Source organism: Paraburkholderia sp. J10-1, assembly GCF_905220165.1.
Classification (GTDB): domain Bacteria; phylum Pseudomonadota; class Gammaproteobacteria; order Burkholderiales; family Burkholderiaceae; genus Paraburkholderia.
In genome coordinates this window covers 1,376,350-1,390,723 of the sequence record NZ_CAJMYW010000001.1, presented here as the reverse complement: position 1 = coordinate 1,390,723, position 14,374 = coordinate 1,376,350, and the positions used below count along the sequence as shown (strand labels likewise).

Sequence of the window (14,374 nt, the reverse complement as noted above, 5' to 3'; positions counted from 1 at the left end):
TCACCAGTCGTCGCGTACGGCGCGCACCGCGTCCACCGACATTGCCGCGCGCGAACTCAGGAGCGCCGTGAGCGCGGCGGCGAGGACGACCGCCAACGCCAGCGCGGCGAGCAGCCCCCACGGCATGTGCACGCTCATCGTCCAGTGAAACGACTGCGGGTTGACGACATGCACGAGCACCATCGCGAGACCCAGGCCCAGCGTCAGCCCGGCGAGCACGCCGAGCAGCGCCACGAGCGCACCCTCCATCGCGAGCATGACGGCGATCTGGCGGCGCGTCACGCCGATGTGCCGCAGCATGCCGAACTCGCGCGTGCGCGCAAGCGCCTGCGAGCCGAAGCTCGCGCCAACGCCGAACAGTCCGATGATCACCGCCACCGCCTCCAGCAGATACGTCACGGCGAAGCTGCGATCGAAAATCCGTAGGCTCGCCGCGCGAATCTCGCCGGGCTGCGCGAACTCCAGACGCTGCCCGCCGCGTACGCCCTCGCGCAAGCGCGCGATCGCTTGCGCCGGCGCCACGCCCGGGGCGAGCCATAAGGCGGCGTCGCTCACGCGTGTGTCGCCAGTCAGGCGGCGATAGTCGCTTGCGTCGATCACGATGGCGCCGAACTGGCGTGCGTAATCGCGCCAGATGCCGGCCACCGTGAACGGGAGGCGCCGCCCCGCCAGCGGCAGCGTAATGCGCTGGCCCGGGTGCATCCCATACAGATCGGCGGCCGCCTCGCTGATCCACACGGGCGGCGGGTCGCCGGGCTGCGGCGCGAGCGGCGCGCTCGTCAGCGGCAGACGCGCGGCGGGATTGCGCGCATCGATGGGCCGCGCGAGCAGGCTCACAGGCGGCAGGCGAGCGTCGAGCGAGATTTGCGTCGCGCGAAGAAACTCCGCGCGCGCCACGCCTGGCGTGGCCGCGATGGCCGCCTGATCGCCCGGCGAGAGGAATCCGCTGTCGCCGCCGGGCGCAGCGCGCAGGTAAAGCGGCGCGGGCAGCAGCAACTGCAGCCAGTCGTCGACCGCGACGCGAAAGCTCGACACCATGATCGCCATCGCCGTCATCAGGCTGAAGCTCGTGACGATGCCCGCCAGGCCGATCGTCGCGCGGCCGGGGGCATTGGCGAGCTGCGCGAGCACAAGCTGCGGCACGACATGATTCGAGCGCGGCAGCACGGCGAACACCGCACGCGCGACGGCCGGCATCGCGAGCACGCCGCCCAGCAGCAACAACGCGATGGCGAGATAGCCGAACACCGGCAAGCCGGCCACGGGCGGCAACAGCGCCGCCACGAGCCCGGCGGCGAGCGCGAGCAGCGCCGCCATGACGGTGCGCTTCGTGCGCAAGCGTGCGGCCGGTGCTTCCTCGTCGCCCGCCTTCAGCGCCCGCGCGGGCCGCGCCCTCGCCGCTTCGAGCGCCGGCGCGAGACTGCCGAGCACCGATGCGGCCACACCCAGCGCAAAAAATATCGCGGCGGGCAGCGCATCGAAATACAAGCGCGGCTGCACCCCTTCGAAATAGCCGCCGCCCAGATCGCCGCCCGCATAACGGAGCACGGCGGCCGCGAGCGCGAAGCCGATGGCGAGCCCCGCGGCGGCGCCGAGCACGCCGAGGATCGCGCCCTCCGTGACGACGAGCCATAGCACGCCCCGCCGCGTCACGCCGATCGCACGCAGCAGCGCAAACTGCGCGCGGCGCCGCAGCACGGCGAGCGCCTGCATCGTGAAGACGAGGAATGCGCCCGTGAACAGCGCGACGAGCGCAAGCACGTTGAGATTGGCGCGATAGGCGCGCGAAAGCATCGATGTGCGGTGCGCGTTGTCGCGCGGCGTGACGGCGGAGACACCCGCGGGCAATCGCGGCGCGATCGAACGCGCGAACGCTTCGGCGTCGACGCCCGGCTTGAGCTTGATGTCGATGCGTTCGAGCGTGCCGAGCCGCTGCAAGCGCCATTGCGCGGCGCCGATGTCCATCACGCCGACGCGCACCGCATCGCCCGACGCAGGCAACACGCCCGCAATGCGCAGCGCGACCGAAGCGAGCCCGACTTGCACCGTGAGTGTGTCGCCGGGCTTGAGCGCGAGCCAGGTCAGCGCGGCGGGCGAGAGAAACACCGTGTCGGGGTCGAGCAGATCGAGGGTGCTCGCCTTCGCGCCATTCGCGTGACTGGCGCGATCCGCTCGATCCACGCGCCCGACGAGATTCGGCGTGACGTAGCCTGCGCGAAAGACATCGACGCCCAGCAGCTTCAACGACTCGTCGCGTCCCGCGACGCGCGCGTCGACCTCGACCACGGGGCTGGCCGCCGCGACCTCGGGCAAACGCGCAATACGCGGATATAGCGCCTCATCGAAGCCCGCGCGCGGGCCGCGCAGTTCGAGATCGGCGTTGCCCATCAGCGAGTTGACCGTGGCCGACAACTCGTTGAGCGCCGCGCGATTGATCAACTGCACGGCGTAGCCCATCGCGACGCCCGCGGCGATCGCGAGAATGCCGATCAACGTGCGCAGCGGATGCGCGCGCATTTCCCCGCCGATGAGCGCCGCACCGACTCCGCCAGCGGGCATGCCATGGCCTGGGCAGCGCGATGCACGCGCTGCGTCGGAGTCGCGCGACGCGCGCTCGGCGCCGAGCCAGCGCATCGCCTACGTGCCGCCTGCGCGCGGCGTGTACGGCTCGAGCCCGTCGGGCGTGAGCCGCAGCACGCGGTCGGCGGCAGCCGCCACGGCGGCCGAATGCGTCGCGAGCAGCACGCCTGCGCCGTTCTGTTGCGCCAGATCGCGCAGCAGCGCGAGCACGCGCATCGCCGTGTCGTGATCGAGATTGCCGGTGGGCTCGTCGGCCAGCACGAGCCGCGGCTGATGCACGAGCGCACGTGCGATCGCCACGCGCTGCAATTCGCCGCCCGACAACTCGCGCGGCAACGCATGCTCGCGCCCGCCGAGCCCAACCGCCTGCAGCACGAGTGACACGCGCGCCGGCACGTCTTTCGCGCGCGAGCCGTTCAGCAACAGCGGCAGCGCGATGTTCTGCGCCGCCGAGAGATTCGGCAGCACATGAAACGCCTGGAACACGAAGCCCATTTTCTGGCGGCGCTGCAAGGTGGCAGCGTCGTCGTCGAGCGTGGCGAGGTCGTTGCCGTCGAAGACGATGTGCCCCGCATCCGGCCGGTCGAGTCCGGCCGCGAGATTGAGCAGCGTCGATTTGCCCGCGCCCGATTCGCCCATGATCGCGACGCACTCTCCCGAGCCCAGTTCGAGATTCACGCCGCGCAGCACGTTGCGCGGCGTGGTGCCGTCGTAGTGCTTCGACACATTGGCGAGCGTCAGCATAGCGGCCCGGCTAGCGCGCCTATTCGGCGAGCCCCATGCCGTGCTGCGGCGAGGTCGTGGTCGAGCCGGGACGGCGCAGCATCTTGTCGACCTCGCCCGCGTGCAGCTCCTCGACCTGGATCATCTGGCGCGCGTACTCTTCGAGCGCAACCGAGCGGTCCGCCACGAGCGAGAGCAGCTCGCGGTACAGACCGAGCGCGATCTGTTCGGCTTCGAGCGATTCGCGCAGGATGGAGCCGATATCGAACGTATGGGAATCGAGCAGCGGACCGATTTCGAGCGACGGATACGCGCCGAGCGTCGTGATCCATTCGCCGGCCTGCTGCGCATGCAGGAGCGATTCGTCGGCCTGCTGCCGCAGCCAGGAGACGATCGGAATGCGGCCGAATCCGAACACCAGGAACGAATAGTGCGTGTACCGCACCACGCCCGCCAGCTCGGATTCGAGGATCTTGTTCAGCACGGCGACAACCGGCTCCTTTTCGATCTCAGTCATGTTGCCTCCCATGCAAGGCAAGTAAGCGGTGGGGGTGGCTCATCACGGCTCCTTCTCGCAGAAATCGGGCGGGAAAGCACGTGCAATCGTGTACAAGCGGTGTACAAGCGCGCCAACGGGTTCGATTGTTGCACTTATCGCGGCTTGGTGCTGCGCCTGGTGCCACGCCTGGCGTCACGTTCGGCGCGGCAATCGACAAGCCGCGCCTCGAGCAGGTGCGCCAGTGCGCGCCCTCCTTCGCGCATGATCGAATCGTGATTCCAGCGGAATACCAGCCGCGCGAGCGGCGCGAACGCGACCGCGCTCATCCACGCACTGGCCGTCCTGACCTGCCAGTCGTAGCGCACCATCGTGCGGTTGCCGTCGGCTGCGAAATGCCAGCGCCCCACGCCCTCCAGCGCGCCGCTGGCTTCACCCTCGAGCGCCACGAGCGGCGTGACGCGCGTCACACGCACGTCGATGATCACGCGATAGGGCAACGCGCCCTTCCAGGTGTAGCGATGCACTGCGCCGAGACCGTCTGTCCCGCCCGCCTGCAACTCGCGCACCGCTTCGACACTCTTCCACCACTTCGGCCAGGTCATCGAATCGTGGATCGCGTCCCAAACCGGCTGCAGCGGCGCCTCGATGCACCACAAGGTGGTCAGACGGAATTCCGCCATCGTTCGCTTCCTCCTGGTTTGCAATACGGCCAGGTCTGCATTGCGGGGGGCGAAGCCGTGCTCCAGAATGACGCATCATCCACGTTGGAGTATAGGAGGCGGCGATGGCGCTCCCAGACCGCGATTACGTGGCCGTCGCGCAGGCACGCTTCGATGCGCTCGCAAACTATCAGGTCACGCTGAAATCGACATCGGCGCGGGCGGAAACGGTCGAGGTACTTTATGGTTACCGCAAGCCGGGTTTCGTTCGGATGGACTTCATCCGGCCGCATGCGGGCGCGACACTCACCTTCAGCCCTGAATCGGGCAAGGTCAAGCTCTGGCCGTTCGGCATCGACACGTTTCCGCGGCTCACGCTGAGCCCCGACAATCACATGATCCAGAGCCCGCAGGGGCATCGCGTGGACGAGTCCGATATCGGCGCCCTGCTCGCCAATGTCCGTGCGCTCCAACAGCATGGCGACACACAAAACGTCGGCGCTGAGACGATCGGCGCGCGCGAGGCGGCGCATGTGATCGTGGCGTGCCGGCCAGGATACCGGGCGAGCGGCGTGTTCCGCTATGAATTATGGTTCGATATGAGCCACGGGCTGCCCATCAAGGTCGTGAGCGAGGGGGAGTCGCGCGAACCGATCGAAACGGTGCTGATGGAGAACCTGCGCATCGACGTGCCGGATGCGCAGCTCAGGCCGTTTGCCTAGGCGCGCGAGCGGCGAATGGCATTGGGCAAGCCAGCTGAATCCTCAGCTTAATCCCTGCACAAACACGCCAGCCAGGAATGCCTCAACCTGTTAGGATGCCAAAGAACCGGCGAACCCATGCGGGCACGACAATTAAGCTATCGCCGGAAAACAGACGTCTCATCCCCAATCGTTGCTAACGCAGTTAAAGGCGAATCCATCGACGGAATCGACCGCGGGCGCCCCGCCCGCGTAGTCATCTCCGCTGCCTGGATCGAAGGGACATGGCATGTTCAGAAACCTTGTTGATTTCGCGAGGCAGGTGCGGCGCAGCGAAGACTTTAAAAATGCGCTCAATACGCCAGGCCGCCTTGCCCTCCATGCCAAGCAACGCCTTAATCGCGGCCACTTCGTTATCGAGATCCGGGCGAGTTCGGGCTTCTTTTCCGTCATGCAGATTGTCCTGTGTATCCTCCTGTACTGCGACGAAAAGCGTCTGACGCCCGTCATTTCCGCGCGTGGCGGCAGTTATGGCGACCCGCAAGGCAAAATCGACTGGCTAGCCGAATGCTTTGAAAACCTCGCACTGCCTGCCATGCCGCAAGCGCAGCGCTCTGGTTTGCGAACGTCGGTCGTGCGCGATCTCGGCGATCTGGGTTTTCGCCGTTACGAAGCCGGCCTCGGGCTGCAGCGGGCGAGCACACTATTCCTCTCGAACTACCGGCCAAGCGAGTCGATCCGGGAGGAAGTCGCGCGCATCAGCGAACGGCTCGATATCGGTGCATCGACACTGGGCGTCCACTTTCGCGGCACGGATAAAAAGTTCGAAGCCCATACGATCGAATGGAGTGCGTTTTGCCATAAGGTCGAGAAAACGCTTGCGGAAGATCGCCATCTCACCCGCATCTTCGTCTCCAGCGACGAGCAGGCGTTTCTTGACTTCTTCCTGAAGTGGGGCTTCGCGGTGCCCGTGAACGTCGCGCCTGCCGCGCTGCTCGCGAGCGGTGAAAAACCCGTGCACTTCAGCGGTCATCCCGGACTCGCCATCGCCCGCGAAGCCCTGGTCACGAGCCTGCTTCTGGCCAATTGCGGGCATTTGATCAAGACGCCCTCCTATTTGTCGGCGTGGTCCAAAATCTTCAATCCTGCGCTGCGGGTCAGGCTTGCCGTGGCACCGCGCGAGAACGCATTCTGGTTTCCCGATAGCCAGATCTGGAGCGAGCAGCACGGGCGCGAAAGTGAGAGCGGCCTAGTCAATCCGGAAATCGAAATCGCGCCGTTCGAGTCGCCTTTCACGGGAACAACCGGGACGGCTGCAAACACGGGGACCTTACCCCGACCCTTCGACGCTTGAAGGCACAGTATTTCTCACGCCGCGCTTTTCGCCACTCTCGCCTTCAACGCCTCGATCACCGCCCGCACCTTGCCCGACGGATAGCTCGTCGGCGCAAACACGGCCTGCACGTTTGAAGGCACGCCGGACCATTCGGGCAGCAACCGCACGAGGGTGCCGGACGCCACATCGGCGCGCGTCGAGAAGTCGGTCAGCGCGGCAAAGCCACCGCCCGCGAGCACCGCGGCGCGAGCTGAGGTGGCCGTGTTCACGCTCATGGCGTTCACGCAGCGCACGCGGCGCACGGTCTTGTCGCGGGTGACGCGGCCCGCGGCGAGCCGCCCGGCGTCGCGCGTCAACTCGAGCGTCGACGGATGCCGCAGCACCGTCATCGCGATATGCGGCAAGGACGCCAGCGCCTTCAGCGAACCCGGCATGCCGTGCCGCGCGACGAACGCGGGGCTCGCGACCAGCCAGCGCACGTAGCTGCCGAGTTTCACCGAACGGTAGTTCGAGTCCGGCAAATTGCCCAGCCGCACCGCCAGATCGATGCCCTCGCCGATCAGATCGACATAGTGGTCGGCACAGACCAGTTCGATTTCGAGTTCCGGATACGCGCCGCGTAAATCGACGAGCGCGGGCGCCACGACCTGTGCGCCGTAGTCAACCGGCGCGCTGACCCGCAGCGTGCCACGCGCGGGCGATGCCTCGCCCGACGCCGCCGAAAGGGCCTCTTCCGTCATCTGCAGGATGCGGCAACTGGCGTCGTAAAACGCGCGGCCCGCGTCGGTCACGGAAAGTCGCCGCGTGGTGCGCGCGATCAGGCTCGCACCAATCTCGCGTTCGAGCCGCTGCATATGCGCGCTGACCATCGTCTTGGCAATGCCAAGCCGCTCGGCCGCCGCCGTCAGCGACCCCGCTTCGACCACGGCGACGAACACCGCCAGCCGGTTCAGATTGACGTCGCGCACATCGGTCATCGGCGATTGTCCACTTTCGATAGAAAATGATTACAAGCTTAGCAGTCTTCTCGCGCACGCAGTCATTGCCTAATCTGCAAGCTCCCTGCCGCTTCTTTCCGAAGCGCTTTCGTTATGGAGAATGCCGATGCCTGCTGCCCGTCCCGCCACGCCGATCCGCCTGTACACCACGCTGCTGTCCGGTCACGGGCACCGCGTGCGGCTGTTCCTCTCCCTGCTCGATCTGCCGTTCGAGATCGTGCCGGTGGATCTCGCCGCAGGCGAGCATCGCCAGAGCGCGTATCTGGAGCTCAATCCATTCGGCCAGGTGCCGACCATCGTCGACGGTGACACGGTGCTGTTCGATTCGAACGCGATTCTCGTGTATCTGGCCAAGCGCTATGGCGATCCGTCGTGGCTGCCGGACGACGCACTCGGCGCGGCAAACGTGCAACGCTGGCTGTCGCTTGCCGCCGGCCCGATCGCATACGGCCCGTGCGCCGCGCGTCTCGTCCATGTGTTCAAGCGCGATCTCGATCTGGCGCGCGCACAGGAAACCGCTGCGACGCTGCTCCCGCTGCTCGATGCCGAACTCGCGCACAAGCCATTCGCGGCAGGCAGTCACGTAACGATCGCCGATATCGCCGCGCATACCTACATCGCGCATGCGCCTGAAGGCGGCGTGTCGCTCGAGCCGTATGCGCATCTGCGTGCATGGCTCGAACGCGTCGCCGCGTTGCCGGGCTTCGTGCCAATGCCATCGACGCAAGCAGGCCTGCTAGCGGCCTGAACGGCGCGCGCGCGTCGCCAACCCGAGACCGTCATGAATGCACTGCCTGAACTGAACCCCTATCACGCGATCGGCCCGTTTCACGATGGCGAACGTGAGGCGCAATCGCGGGCGGGCGTCGCTGACATCGCGCTCGCGTACGGCTCGCGCGGTATTCGCGACCAGATGCCGGACCAGCATCGTGCGTTCTTCGCGATGCTGCCGTTCATGGTGTTCGGCGGCGTCGATGCAAACAGTCAGCCCTGGGCGACGATGCGCGCGAACACGGCGGGCTTCGTATCGACGCCGGACAGCCGCACGCTGCGCATCGACGGCGGCGCGTTGCCGGGCGACCCGCTCGCGGGAAGCTGGGTGCCGGGCGCGCGAATCGGCGGGCTCGGCATCCAGCCGCACACACGGCGGCGCAACCGCGTGAATGGCGTGATCGAAGCGGTAGACGGCGACGTGGTCACGCTCGCGGTCAAGCAAAGCTTCGGCAACTGCCCGAAGTACATCAACGGCCGCGAGCCGACGTTCGTCGGCAACGTGCCGCCGAACGCGTCGGTCGAACACGCGGATTCACTCTCGGAAGACGACCGCGCCCTGATTGCCCGCGCCGACGCATTTTTTATCGCGAGCGCCAATCTCGACGATGCAGCCGCAGCCGGGCGCGGCGTGGATGTCTCGCATCGCGGCGGCGCGCCCGGCTTCGTGCGGATCGACGACGCGCGCACGCTGACCGCGCCCGACTTCAGCGGCAACAATTTTTTCAACACGATCGGCAACCTGCTGCGCGAGCCGCGCGCGGGGCTGCTGTTCGTCGACTTCGAGCGCGGCGATCTGCTCTATCTCGCCGTGCGCGCCGAGGTGATCTGGGACGGCCCGGAGGTCGCGCAATTCCCGATGGCGCAGCGGCTGGTTCGCTTTCATCTGCACGAGGTGCGGCGCGTGCGAGGCGCGTTGCCACTGCGCTGGTCGGCGGTCGACTATGCGCCGCAGTTCGAGCAGGTGTTAGCCGCTGCGCCGAAAAAAACCGACGCACCCTCATGGCGCACGCTGCGCGTGGCCGACGTGCACGACGAATCTCCAACGATCCGTTCATTCTCTTTCGAACCGGTGGACAGTCGGCCACTCGCACCATTCGAAGCCGGGCAATACCTTCCGCTGCGCATCGCCGCGCCTGGATCGGACAAGCCGTTCATGCGCACATATACGCTCTCTGCGGCGCACGATGCCGCGCGTCCGGCGCGCTACCGGATCAGCGTGAAGCGCGACGGCGCGGCGTCGCGCTGGCTGCATGAGCACACGCGCATCGGCTCGCTGATCGACTCTCTGGCGCCACGCGGGTCGTTCAAGCTCGATGCAAGCAGCCCGCGCGCGATCGTGCTGGCCGCAGCGGGCATCGGCATCACGCCGATGCTGGCCATGCTCGACGCGGCGCTCGCGCTCGAACCGCAACGCCGTATCCATGTGTTCCACGGTACGCGCGGTGAGCACGAAAGACCGTTCGCCGCGGTACTGCGCGAGATCGAACGTGCGCATCCGAACGTGTCGGTGCATCTGTACGACAGCGCCGCGCAGCACGACGCGCCCGATGGCGAGAGGCTCGCGGGCCGCGTGAACGTGAATGCCTTGCGCCGCTTCCTGCCGTTCGACGACTACGACTTCTATCTGTGCGGCCCCGAAGCATTCATGCGCGACTTGTACGATGGGTTGCGCGCGCTGAATATTGCCGACGAGCGCATCCGGTTCGAGGCGTTCGGTCCGTCGAGCATGAAGCGTACGTCGCCTGAGCAACCTCCCGTTGCGGGAGACGCGACGACAGGCGGTCCGGTGACATTTGCCCGCACAGGGAAAAAGGTGCATTGGGAGCCGCAGCAGGGTTCGCTGCTCGATGCAGCCGAGCGCTGCGGCACGAACGCGGCGTCCAACTGCCGCTCCGGCATGTGCGGAACCTGCGCCGCGCGCGTGCTGGAAGGCGGCGTGGAATACGACGAACCGCCGGAATTCGACGTCGAGCCAGGCTACGCGCTGATCTGCGTCGGGCATCCGGCGGCGGGCGGCGTGACGCTGGATCTCTAACCGCTGTTCGCTACACGCCGTGATTTGCGTCAATGAGACCCGAGGCCTGCAGTTCCTCCAGGTCGGGGAGCGTCGAGGAAAACGCCGTGTATTGCATCGCTTGCTGCGTGAGCGCGGCTAGTTGCGGGAACGATTCGCTGTGGAATAGCCGCGGCAAGACCACCGAGGCACTTTGGAACGCCACGACTGCCATGATGTCGGCCTGCGAGATGCGCGAGCCGAGCAACCATGGGTCCGCATGCGCGGCTTCCAGCACGCGCAAGCCGCTCTGCAGCTGTTCCCGAAAGCCGGCCAGCAGATGCGCCAGCCGGTGAGCCTCGGGACGCAGCATCAGCTCGTCGCAATAGCGGGCCACCTTGTCGTAACAGGCGCAACCGTAGCCGACGAGCTGCATCGCGTGCACGCGCTCCGGGCCGCTCGCCGGCATCAAGCGCTGGTCGGCCGGCACGATGCTGTCCAGATAGTCGACGATCGCGTGGCTGTCGATGAGCACCTGGCCGTCGTCCAGCTGCAGTGCGGGCACGCGCACCATCGGATTGAACACCCTCACGCGTTCCGGTTCCCGATAGGCGTGATAAGCCAGATGTTCGAACGGAATCTGCAGCAGGTTTAGCGTGATCCCCACCCGCCGCGTGTAGCCGGATATCCACGGGCCCACCAGTTTCATCGGCAATCTCCAGCGGTGCGCGTTGGACAGCGCAGAAAGCCGAGTTTAGCGGCTTTGCACGGGAGACGCCGTTGCCGTGGAGGAGCCGCGGCGGGCCCGTGGCACCGTCGGCAGCGGCAGTTTAGACTTCGCGCTGGGCGTGCTGGCCTCGCCCGGATCCGACGAGGTGAGGACATGGATATCGTGGTAGCCATGAAAGTATTCGCGCGAGTGGTGGAGACCAATAGCTTCACGCGCGCGGCGGAGACGCTGGACATGCCCCGCGCGCGCGTGACAGTGATCGTCCAAAGCCTCGAAGCGCACCTCAAAACACGCCTGCTGCAACGCACAACCCGCAGTATCAACCTGACGCCAGACGGTGCGGCCTGCTACGAGCGTTGTGTGCGCGTGCTTGCGGACATCGACGATATCGAAAGCTCCTTCCTCGGCAAGCAGCGTTCCCCGCGCGGCAAGCTGCGTGTGGACATGCCCGGCGCGCTCGGCCGCCTCATCGTCATGCCCGCGCTGGGCGATTTTCACGAGCGGTATCCGGAAATCGACCTGATGCTCGGCTTGGGCGACAAACCGCTCGATCTCGTCCAGGAAGGCATCGATTGCGTGGTGCGCATTGGCACCCTGCAGGATTCGTCGCTCGTCGCGCGACGTGTCGGTGTGTATCAGGCCGTCACGGTTGCCAGCCCGGCGTATCTCGACAAGGCAGGCGCCCCGCAAACCCTGGCCGAGCTGGCCAGTCACCGCGCGGTGAATTACTACTGGCCCCGCACCGGCCGCGTCATGCCTCTCACGTTCGAAGCCGATGGCGGCGAACTGACCGAGGTGAAAATGTCCGGCTCGATCGCCGTGAACGACGCCGAGGCGTATCTGGGCGGCGCGCTAAGCGGGCTCGGGATCGCTCAGGGCGCGCGCTTCATCGCGCTGCCCTACCTCGAATCGGGCGCATTGGTCGAAATCCTTTCGCCATGGAAGCCGCCGACGCTGCCCATTTCCGCTGTTTATCCGCACAGCCGCCATCTCTCCGCCACCGTGCGCGCGTTTATCGACTGGATCGCCGAGCTGTTCCGCACGAACCCGTTGATGTCCAGCACCCCGGAAGCCGAAGCGCGGTGCCGCCCGACGAGCGTCGACGCCCAGGACGCCCGGGATGCCGTTGGCGCCAACCTTACTGGGGACGAAACGCTGCCCCTTGGGTAGCGCGAAAATAATCAGGCGCAACCACTGCGCATTGTTCTCCCTTCCGATAACACTGTTGAACCGAACGCGAGATTTATCGGGCCGGCGTTAGCCACCACAATCGGATCATGGTTCGTTTGGCGAGTGACCTCCGCACCGGTCTGCTGACGCAAGGCCGGCGCAGCGCCAATACGGCGCGCACAGGTGTCGCGGCATTTTTTTGCGTGGGGCTCGGTTAAATTTAATTCGCCATCCTAACGTTTAACTCGTTGCAATCAGGAGCACAATCATGAAACTCAGCGGCAATACCGTATTCATCACGGGCGGCACCTCGGGCATCGGGCGCGCACTGGCAGAAGCCCTCCATCGCCGTGGCAACAAGGTCATCGTCGCGGGGCGGCGCAAGTCTCTGCTCGACGAGATCGCGAGGCTCAATCCCGGCATCGATACCGTCGAACTCGATATCGGCAACGCCACGCAGATTCGCGAAGTCGCCGCGCAATTGATCACGCGTTTTCCGTCGCTGAATGTCGTGATCAACAACGCCGGCATCATGCCATTCGACGACGCCGGCGGCGCACTCGACGACGCACAGGCCGTGCGGCTCGTGAACACCAACCTGCTCGGGCCCGTACGCGTCAGCGCCGCGTTCGTCGAGCATCTGAAGCGACAGTCCGGGTCGTACATCATCAACAACAGTTCCGTGCTCGCGTATGTGCCGCTCGCGGCCACAGCGCTGTACTCCGCGACCAAGGCAGCGATTCACTCGTACACGCTTTCTCAGCGCTTCGCCCTGCGCGATACGAGCGTGAAGGTGCTCGAGATCGCGCCGCCCTGGGTCGATACGGACCTCGTTCACAAGAGCGGCGACCCGCGCGCCATGCCGCTCGACGCCTTCATCGCCGAAACGCTGAAGCTGCTGGAAACCGCGACGACGGAGGTCGTGGTCGATGCGGCGAAGCCGATGCGCGACAACGCCGGACCCAACGAACACGCTTTCGTCGAACAGTTCAACCAGTTCGTCGTCGATAACCCGATTCCCGTTGAATGAGAGGCGCCTGACCATGACCACCGCAACTGAAGCGAAAAACACGGCGTTCGTGCTCGAAGCGCTCGAAACGCTGTTCAACAAGAAGGACTACGAGAAGGCCGCGCAGTTCTGGTCCGATGCCTACGTGCAGCACAGCCGGCACGTTCCCGCCGGACGCGACGGGCTCTTCGGCCTCGTAAGTTCGATGGGCGATATTCGATTCGAGTACGACATGGTGATCGCCAAAGACGACTTCGTCTGGGTGCACAGCCGCTACACCAGTTCTGCCACGCCTGCCGCGCTGATCGCCGTGGATATCCTGCGCATCGAAGACGGCAAGCTCGTCGAGCATTGGGACGTGCTGCAGGACGAACCGAAGCGCAGCGAGTCCGCCGGCGGCTACCCGATGTTCGGCAACGCATTCCCGGGCGAGCAATAACGCTCACGGCAACCGCTGCCGCCAAGGAATAGACAATGAGTACTTTGCTCGAACGCGCCGTAGAGGCACACGGAGGAATCGAAAAGTGGAAGACGCTGCGCACCGCTTCGGCCACCCTCGATATTGGCGGCGCCGTATGGCAACTCAAAGGCCAGCCGGACATGTTCCGCAATATCGCACTGGTGGCGAGCCTTGCACGGCAGCACGTCTCGATCATGTCGCCGCAATCCGGCTGGCAAGGCACATTCACGCCGGATGCCGTGCGCGTCGAGTCGCTCGAGGGTCACGCCGCCGAAGAGCGGCGCGCACCGCGAGATTGTTATCGCGGCCATGTTCAGGAGACCTCATGGGATCGTTTGCACGCGCTTTACTTTACCGGCTACGCGCTCTGGACTTATCTGACGATCCCGTTTCTCTACACATACCCCGGTTTCCATACGGAAGAGCTGCCTGAATGGGAAGAAAACGGCGAAGTCTGGCGACGGTTGAAGGCCACGTTTCCAGACTCGATTGCCAGTCACACGCGCGAGCAGATTTCGTACTTCGGCGCGGACGGTCTGCTGCGCCGCCACGACTATACCGTCGACGTGATGGGCGGCGCACCTGGCGCCAACTATGCGTCGGACTATCGCGAGGTGAACGGTGTGATGGTGCCAATGTCGCGGCGCGTGTTTGCCTACGACAAGGCGAGGCGCAAGGTTGGCGAGCCGTTGCTCGTGTCGATCGACTTTCGCACGATCGAGTTCGGCTCCGGCTAAACGAG

14 protein-coding genes are annotated in these 14,374 nt (G+C 65.7%); 8 read left to right on the top strand and 6 right to left on the bottom strand.

Annotated features, from left to right (window positions below; genetic code table 11):
* From U5A65_RS06080 to U5A65_RS06065, 4 genes are all read right to left on the bottom strand, one after another.
* On the bottom strand, nucleotides 1-2,559 hold the full coding sequence (locus U5A65_RS06080; RefSeq protein ID WP_321945764.1) for an FtsX-like permease family protein: 2,559 nt from the start codon (nucleotides 2,557-2,559) through the stop codon (nucleotides 1-3).
* A 78-nt stretch (nucleotides 2,560-2,637) separates the two neighbouring features.
* Complete coding sequence (locus tag U5A65_RS06075) at nucleotides 2,638-3,324, bottom strand: ABC transporter ATP-binding protein (RefSeq protein WP_321911021.1); 687 nt, start codon at nucleotides 3,322-3,324, stop codon at nucleotides 2,638-2,640.
* A 19-nt stretch (nucleotides 3,325-3,343) separates the two neighbouring features.
* Complete coding sequence (locus tag U5A65_RS06070) at nucleotides 3,344-3,820, bottom strand: ferritin-like domain-containing protein (RefSeq protein ID WP_321911023.1); 477 nt, start codon at nucleotides 3,818-3,820, stop codon at nucleotides 3,344-3,346.
* Between the two features lie 134 nt (nucleotides 3,821-3,954).
* Entirely contained in the window at nucleotides 3,955-4,482 is a 528-nt protein-coding gene (locus U5A65_RS06065) for an SRPBCC family protein (RefSeq protein WP_321935888.1), read from the bottom strand.
* A gap of 104 nt (nucleotides 4,483-4,586) precedes the next feature.
* Between U5A65_RS06065 and U5A65_RS06060 the strand changes: the two genes are divergently transcribed.
* The gene (locus tag U5A65_RS06060; RefSeq protein ID WP_321945763.1) at nucleotides 4,587-5,183 is read left to right on the top strand and encodes a sigma-E factor regulatory protein RseB domain-containing protein; all 597 of its coding nucleotides are present in this window, start codon (nucleotides 4,587-4,589) and stop codon (nucleotides 5,181-5,183) included.
* A 268-nt stretch (nucleotides 5,184-5,451) separates the two neighbouring features.
* Nucleotides 5,452-6,516, top strand: a complete 1,065-nt coding sequence (locus U5A65_RS06055) for a hypothetical protein (protein ID WP_321935890.1) — start codon at nucleotides 5,452-5,454, stop codon at nucleotides 6,514-6,516.
* A 14-nt stretch (nucleotides 6,517-6,530) separates the two neighbouring features.
* Here the strand turns inward: U5A65_RS06055 and U5A65_RS06050 are convergent, their stop codons facing one another.
* Nucleotides 6,531-7,475 (bottom strand): LysR family transcriptional regulator, encoded by a 945-nt coding sequence (locus tag U5A65_RS06050; protein WP_321945762.1) that lies wholly within the window; start codon nucleotides 7,473-7,475, stop codon nucleotides 6,531-6,533.
* Nucleotides 7,476-7,602: 127 nt separating this feature from the next.
* On the opposite strand from U5A65_RS06050, the gene U5A65_RS06045 reads away from it, so the two are divergent.
* A complete protein-coding gene (locus tag U5A65_RS06045; protein ID WP_321935891.1) occupies nucleotides 7,603-8,244 on the top strand; it encodes a glutathione S-transferase in 642 nt (213 codons plus the stop codon).
* A gap of 33 nt (nucleotides 8,245-8,277) precedes the next feature.
* Nucleotides 8,278-10,305: a pyridoxamine 5'-phosphate oxidase family protein gene (locus U5A65_RS06040; RefSeq protein WP_321945761.1), complete on the top strand. Its 2,028-nt coding sequence runs from the start codon at nucleotides 8,278-8,280 to the stop codon at nucleotides 10,303-10,305.
* A gap of 10 nt (nucleotides 10,306-10,315) precedes the next feature.
* Here the strand turns inward: U5A65_RS06040 and U5A65_RS06035 are convergent, their stop codons facing one another.
* Nucleotides 10,316-10,972, bottom strand: coding sequence for a glutathione S-transferase family protein (locus U5A65_RS06035; RefSeq protein ID WP_321945760.1), 657 nt, complete (start codon nucleotides 10,970-10,972; stop codon nucleotides 10,316-10,318).
* Nucleotides 10,973-11,146: 174 nt separating this feature from the next.
* Here U5A65_RS06035 and U5A65_RS06030 point away from each other — a divergent pair, with 174 nt between their 5' ends.
* The 4 genes from U5A65_RS06030 (at nucleotide 11,147) to U5A65_RS06015 (ending at nucleotide 14,369) form a co-directional block, all read left to right on the top strand.
* On the top strand, nucleotides 11,147-12,163 hold the full coding sequence (locus U5A65_RS06030; protein ID WP_321945759.1) for a LysR family transcriptional regulator: 1,017 nt from the start codon (nucleotides 11,147-11,149) through the stop codon (nucleotides 12,161-12,163).
* 268 nt (nucleotides 12,164-12,431) lie between these two features.
* Nucleotides 12,432-13,193 carry an SDR family oxidoreductase gene (locus U5A65_RS06025; protein ID WP_321945758.1) on the top strand — a complete coding sequence of 254 codons (762 nt, stop codon included), beginning with the start codon at nucleotides 12,432-12,434 and terminating at the stop codon, nucleotides 13,191-13,193.
* A gap of 13 nt (nucleotides 13,194-13,206) precedes the next feature.
* Entirely contained in the window at nucleotides 13,207-13,611 is a 405-nt protein-coding gene (locus U5A65_RS06020; RefSeq protein WP_321911042.1) for a nuclear transport factor 2 family protein, read from the top strand.
* A 35-nt stretch (nucleotides 13,612-13,646) separates the two neighbouring features.
* On the top strand, nucleotides 13,647-14,369 hold the full coding sequence (locus tag U5A65_RS06015) for a hypothetical protein (RefSeq protein ID WP_321945757.1): 723 nt from the start codon (nucleotides 13,647-13,649) through the stop codon (nucleotides 14,367-14,369).
* Nucleotides 14,370-14,374: the final 5 nt, after the last annotated feature.

Coding starts and splice junctions, on each gene's coding strand:
- U5A65_RS06080 (WP_321945764.1), bottom strand. CDS start 2,559: ATGCCCGCTGGCGGAGTCGGTGCGGCGCTCATCGGCGGGGAAATGCGC.
- U5A65_RS06075 (WP_321911021.1), bottom strand. CDS start 3,324: ATGCTGACGCTCGCCAATGTGTCGAAGCACTACGACGGCACCACGCCG.
- U5A65_RS06070 (WP_321911023.1), bottom strand. CDS start 3,820: ATGACTGAGATCGAAAAGGAGCCGGTTGTCGCCGTGCTGAACAAGATC.
- U5A65_RS06065 (WP_321935888.1), bottom strand. CDS start 4,482: ATGGCGGAATTCCGTCTGACCACCTTGTGGTGCATCGAGGCGCCGCTG.
- U5A65_RS06060 (WP_321945763.1), top strand. CDS start 4,587: ATGGCGCTCCCAGACCGCGATTACGTGGCCGTCGCGCAGGCACGCTTC.
- U5A65_RS06055 (WP_321935890.1), top strand. CDS start 5,452: ATGTTCAGAAACCTTGTTGATTTCGCGAGGCAGGTGCGGCGCAGCGAA.
- U5A65_RS06050 (WP_321945762.1), bottom strand. CDS start 7,475: ATGACCGATGTGCGCGACGTCAATCTGAACCGGCTGGCGGTGTTCGTC.
- U5A65_RS06045 (WP_321935891.1), top strand. CDS start 7,603: ATGCCTGCTGCCCGTCCCGCCACGCCGATCCGCCTGTACACCACGCTG.
- U5A65_RS06040 (WP_321945761.1), top strand. CDS start 8,278: ATGAATGCACTGCCTGAACTGAACCCCTATCACGCGATCGGCCCGTTT.
- U5A65_RS06035 (WP_321945760.1), bottom strand. CDS start 10,972: ATGAAACTGGTGGGCCCGTGGATATCCGGCTACACGCGGCGGGTGGGG.
- U5A65_RS06030 (WP_321945759.1), top strand. CDS start 11,147: ATGGATATCGTGGTAGCCATGAAAGTATTCGCGCGAGTGGTGGAGACC.
- U5A65_RS06025 (WP_321945758.1), top strand. CDS start 12,432: ATGAAACTCAGCGGCAATACCGTATTCATCACGGGCGGCACCTCGGGC.
- U5A65_RS06020 (WP_321911042.1), top strand. CDS start 13,207: ATGACCACCGCAACTGAAGCGAAAAACACGGCGTTCGTGCTCGAAGCG.
- U5A65_RS06015 (WP_321945757.1), top strand. CDS start 13,647: ATGAGTACTTTGCTCGAACGCGCCGTAGAGGCACACGGAGGAATCGAA.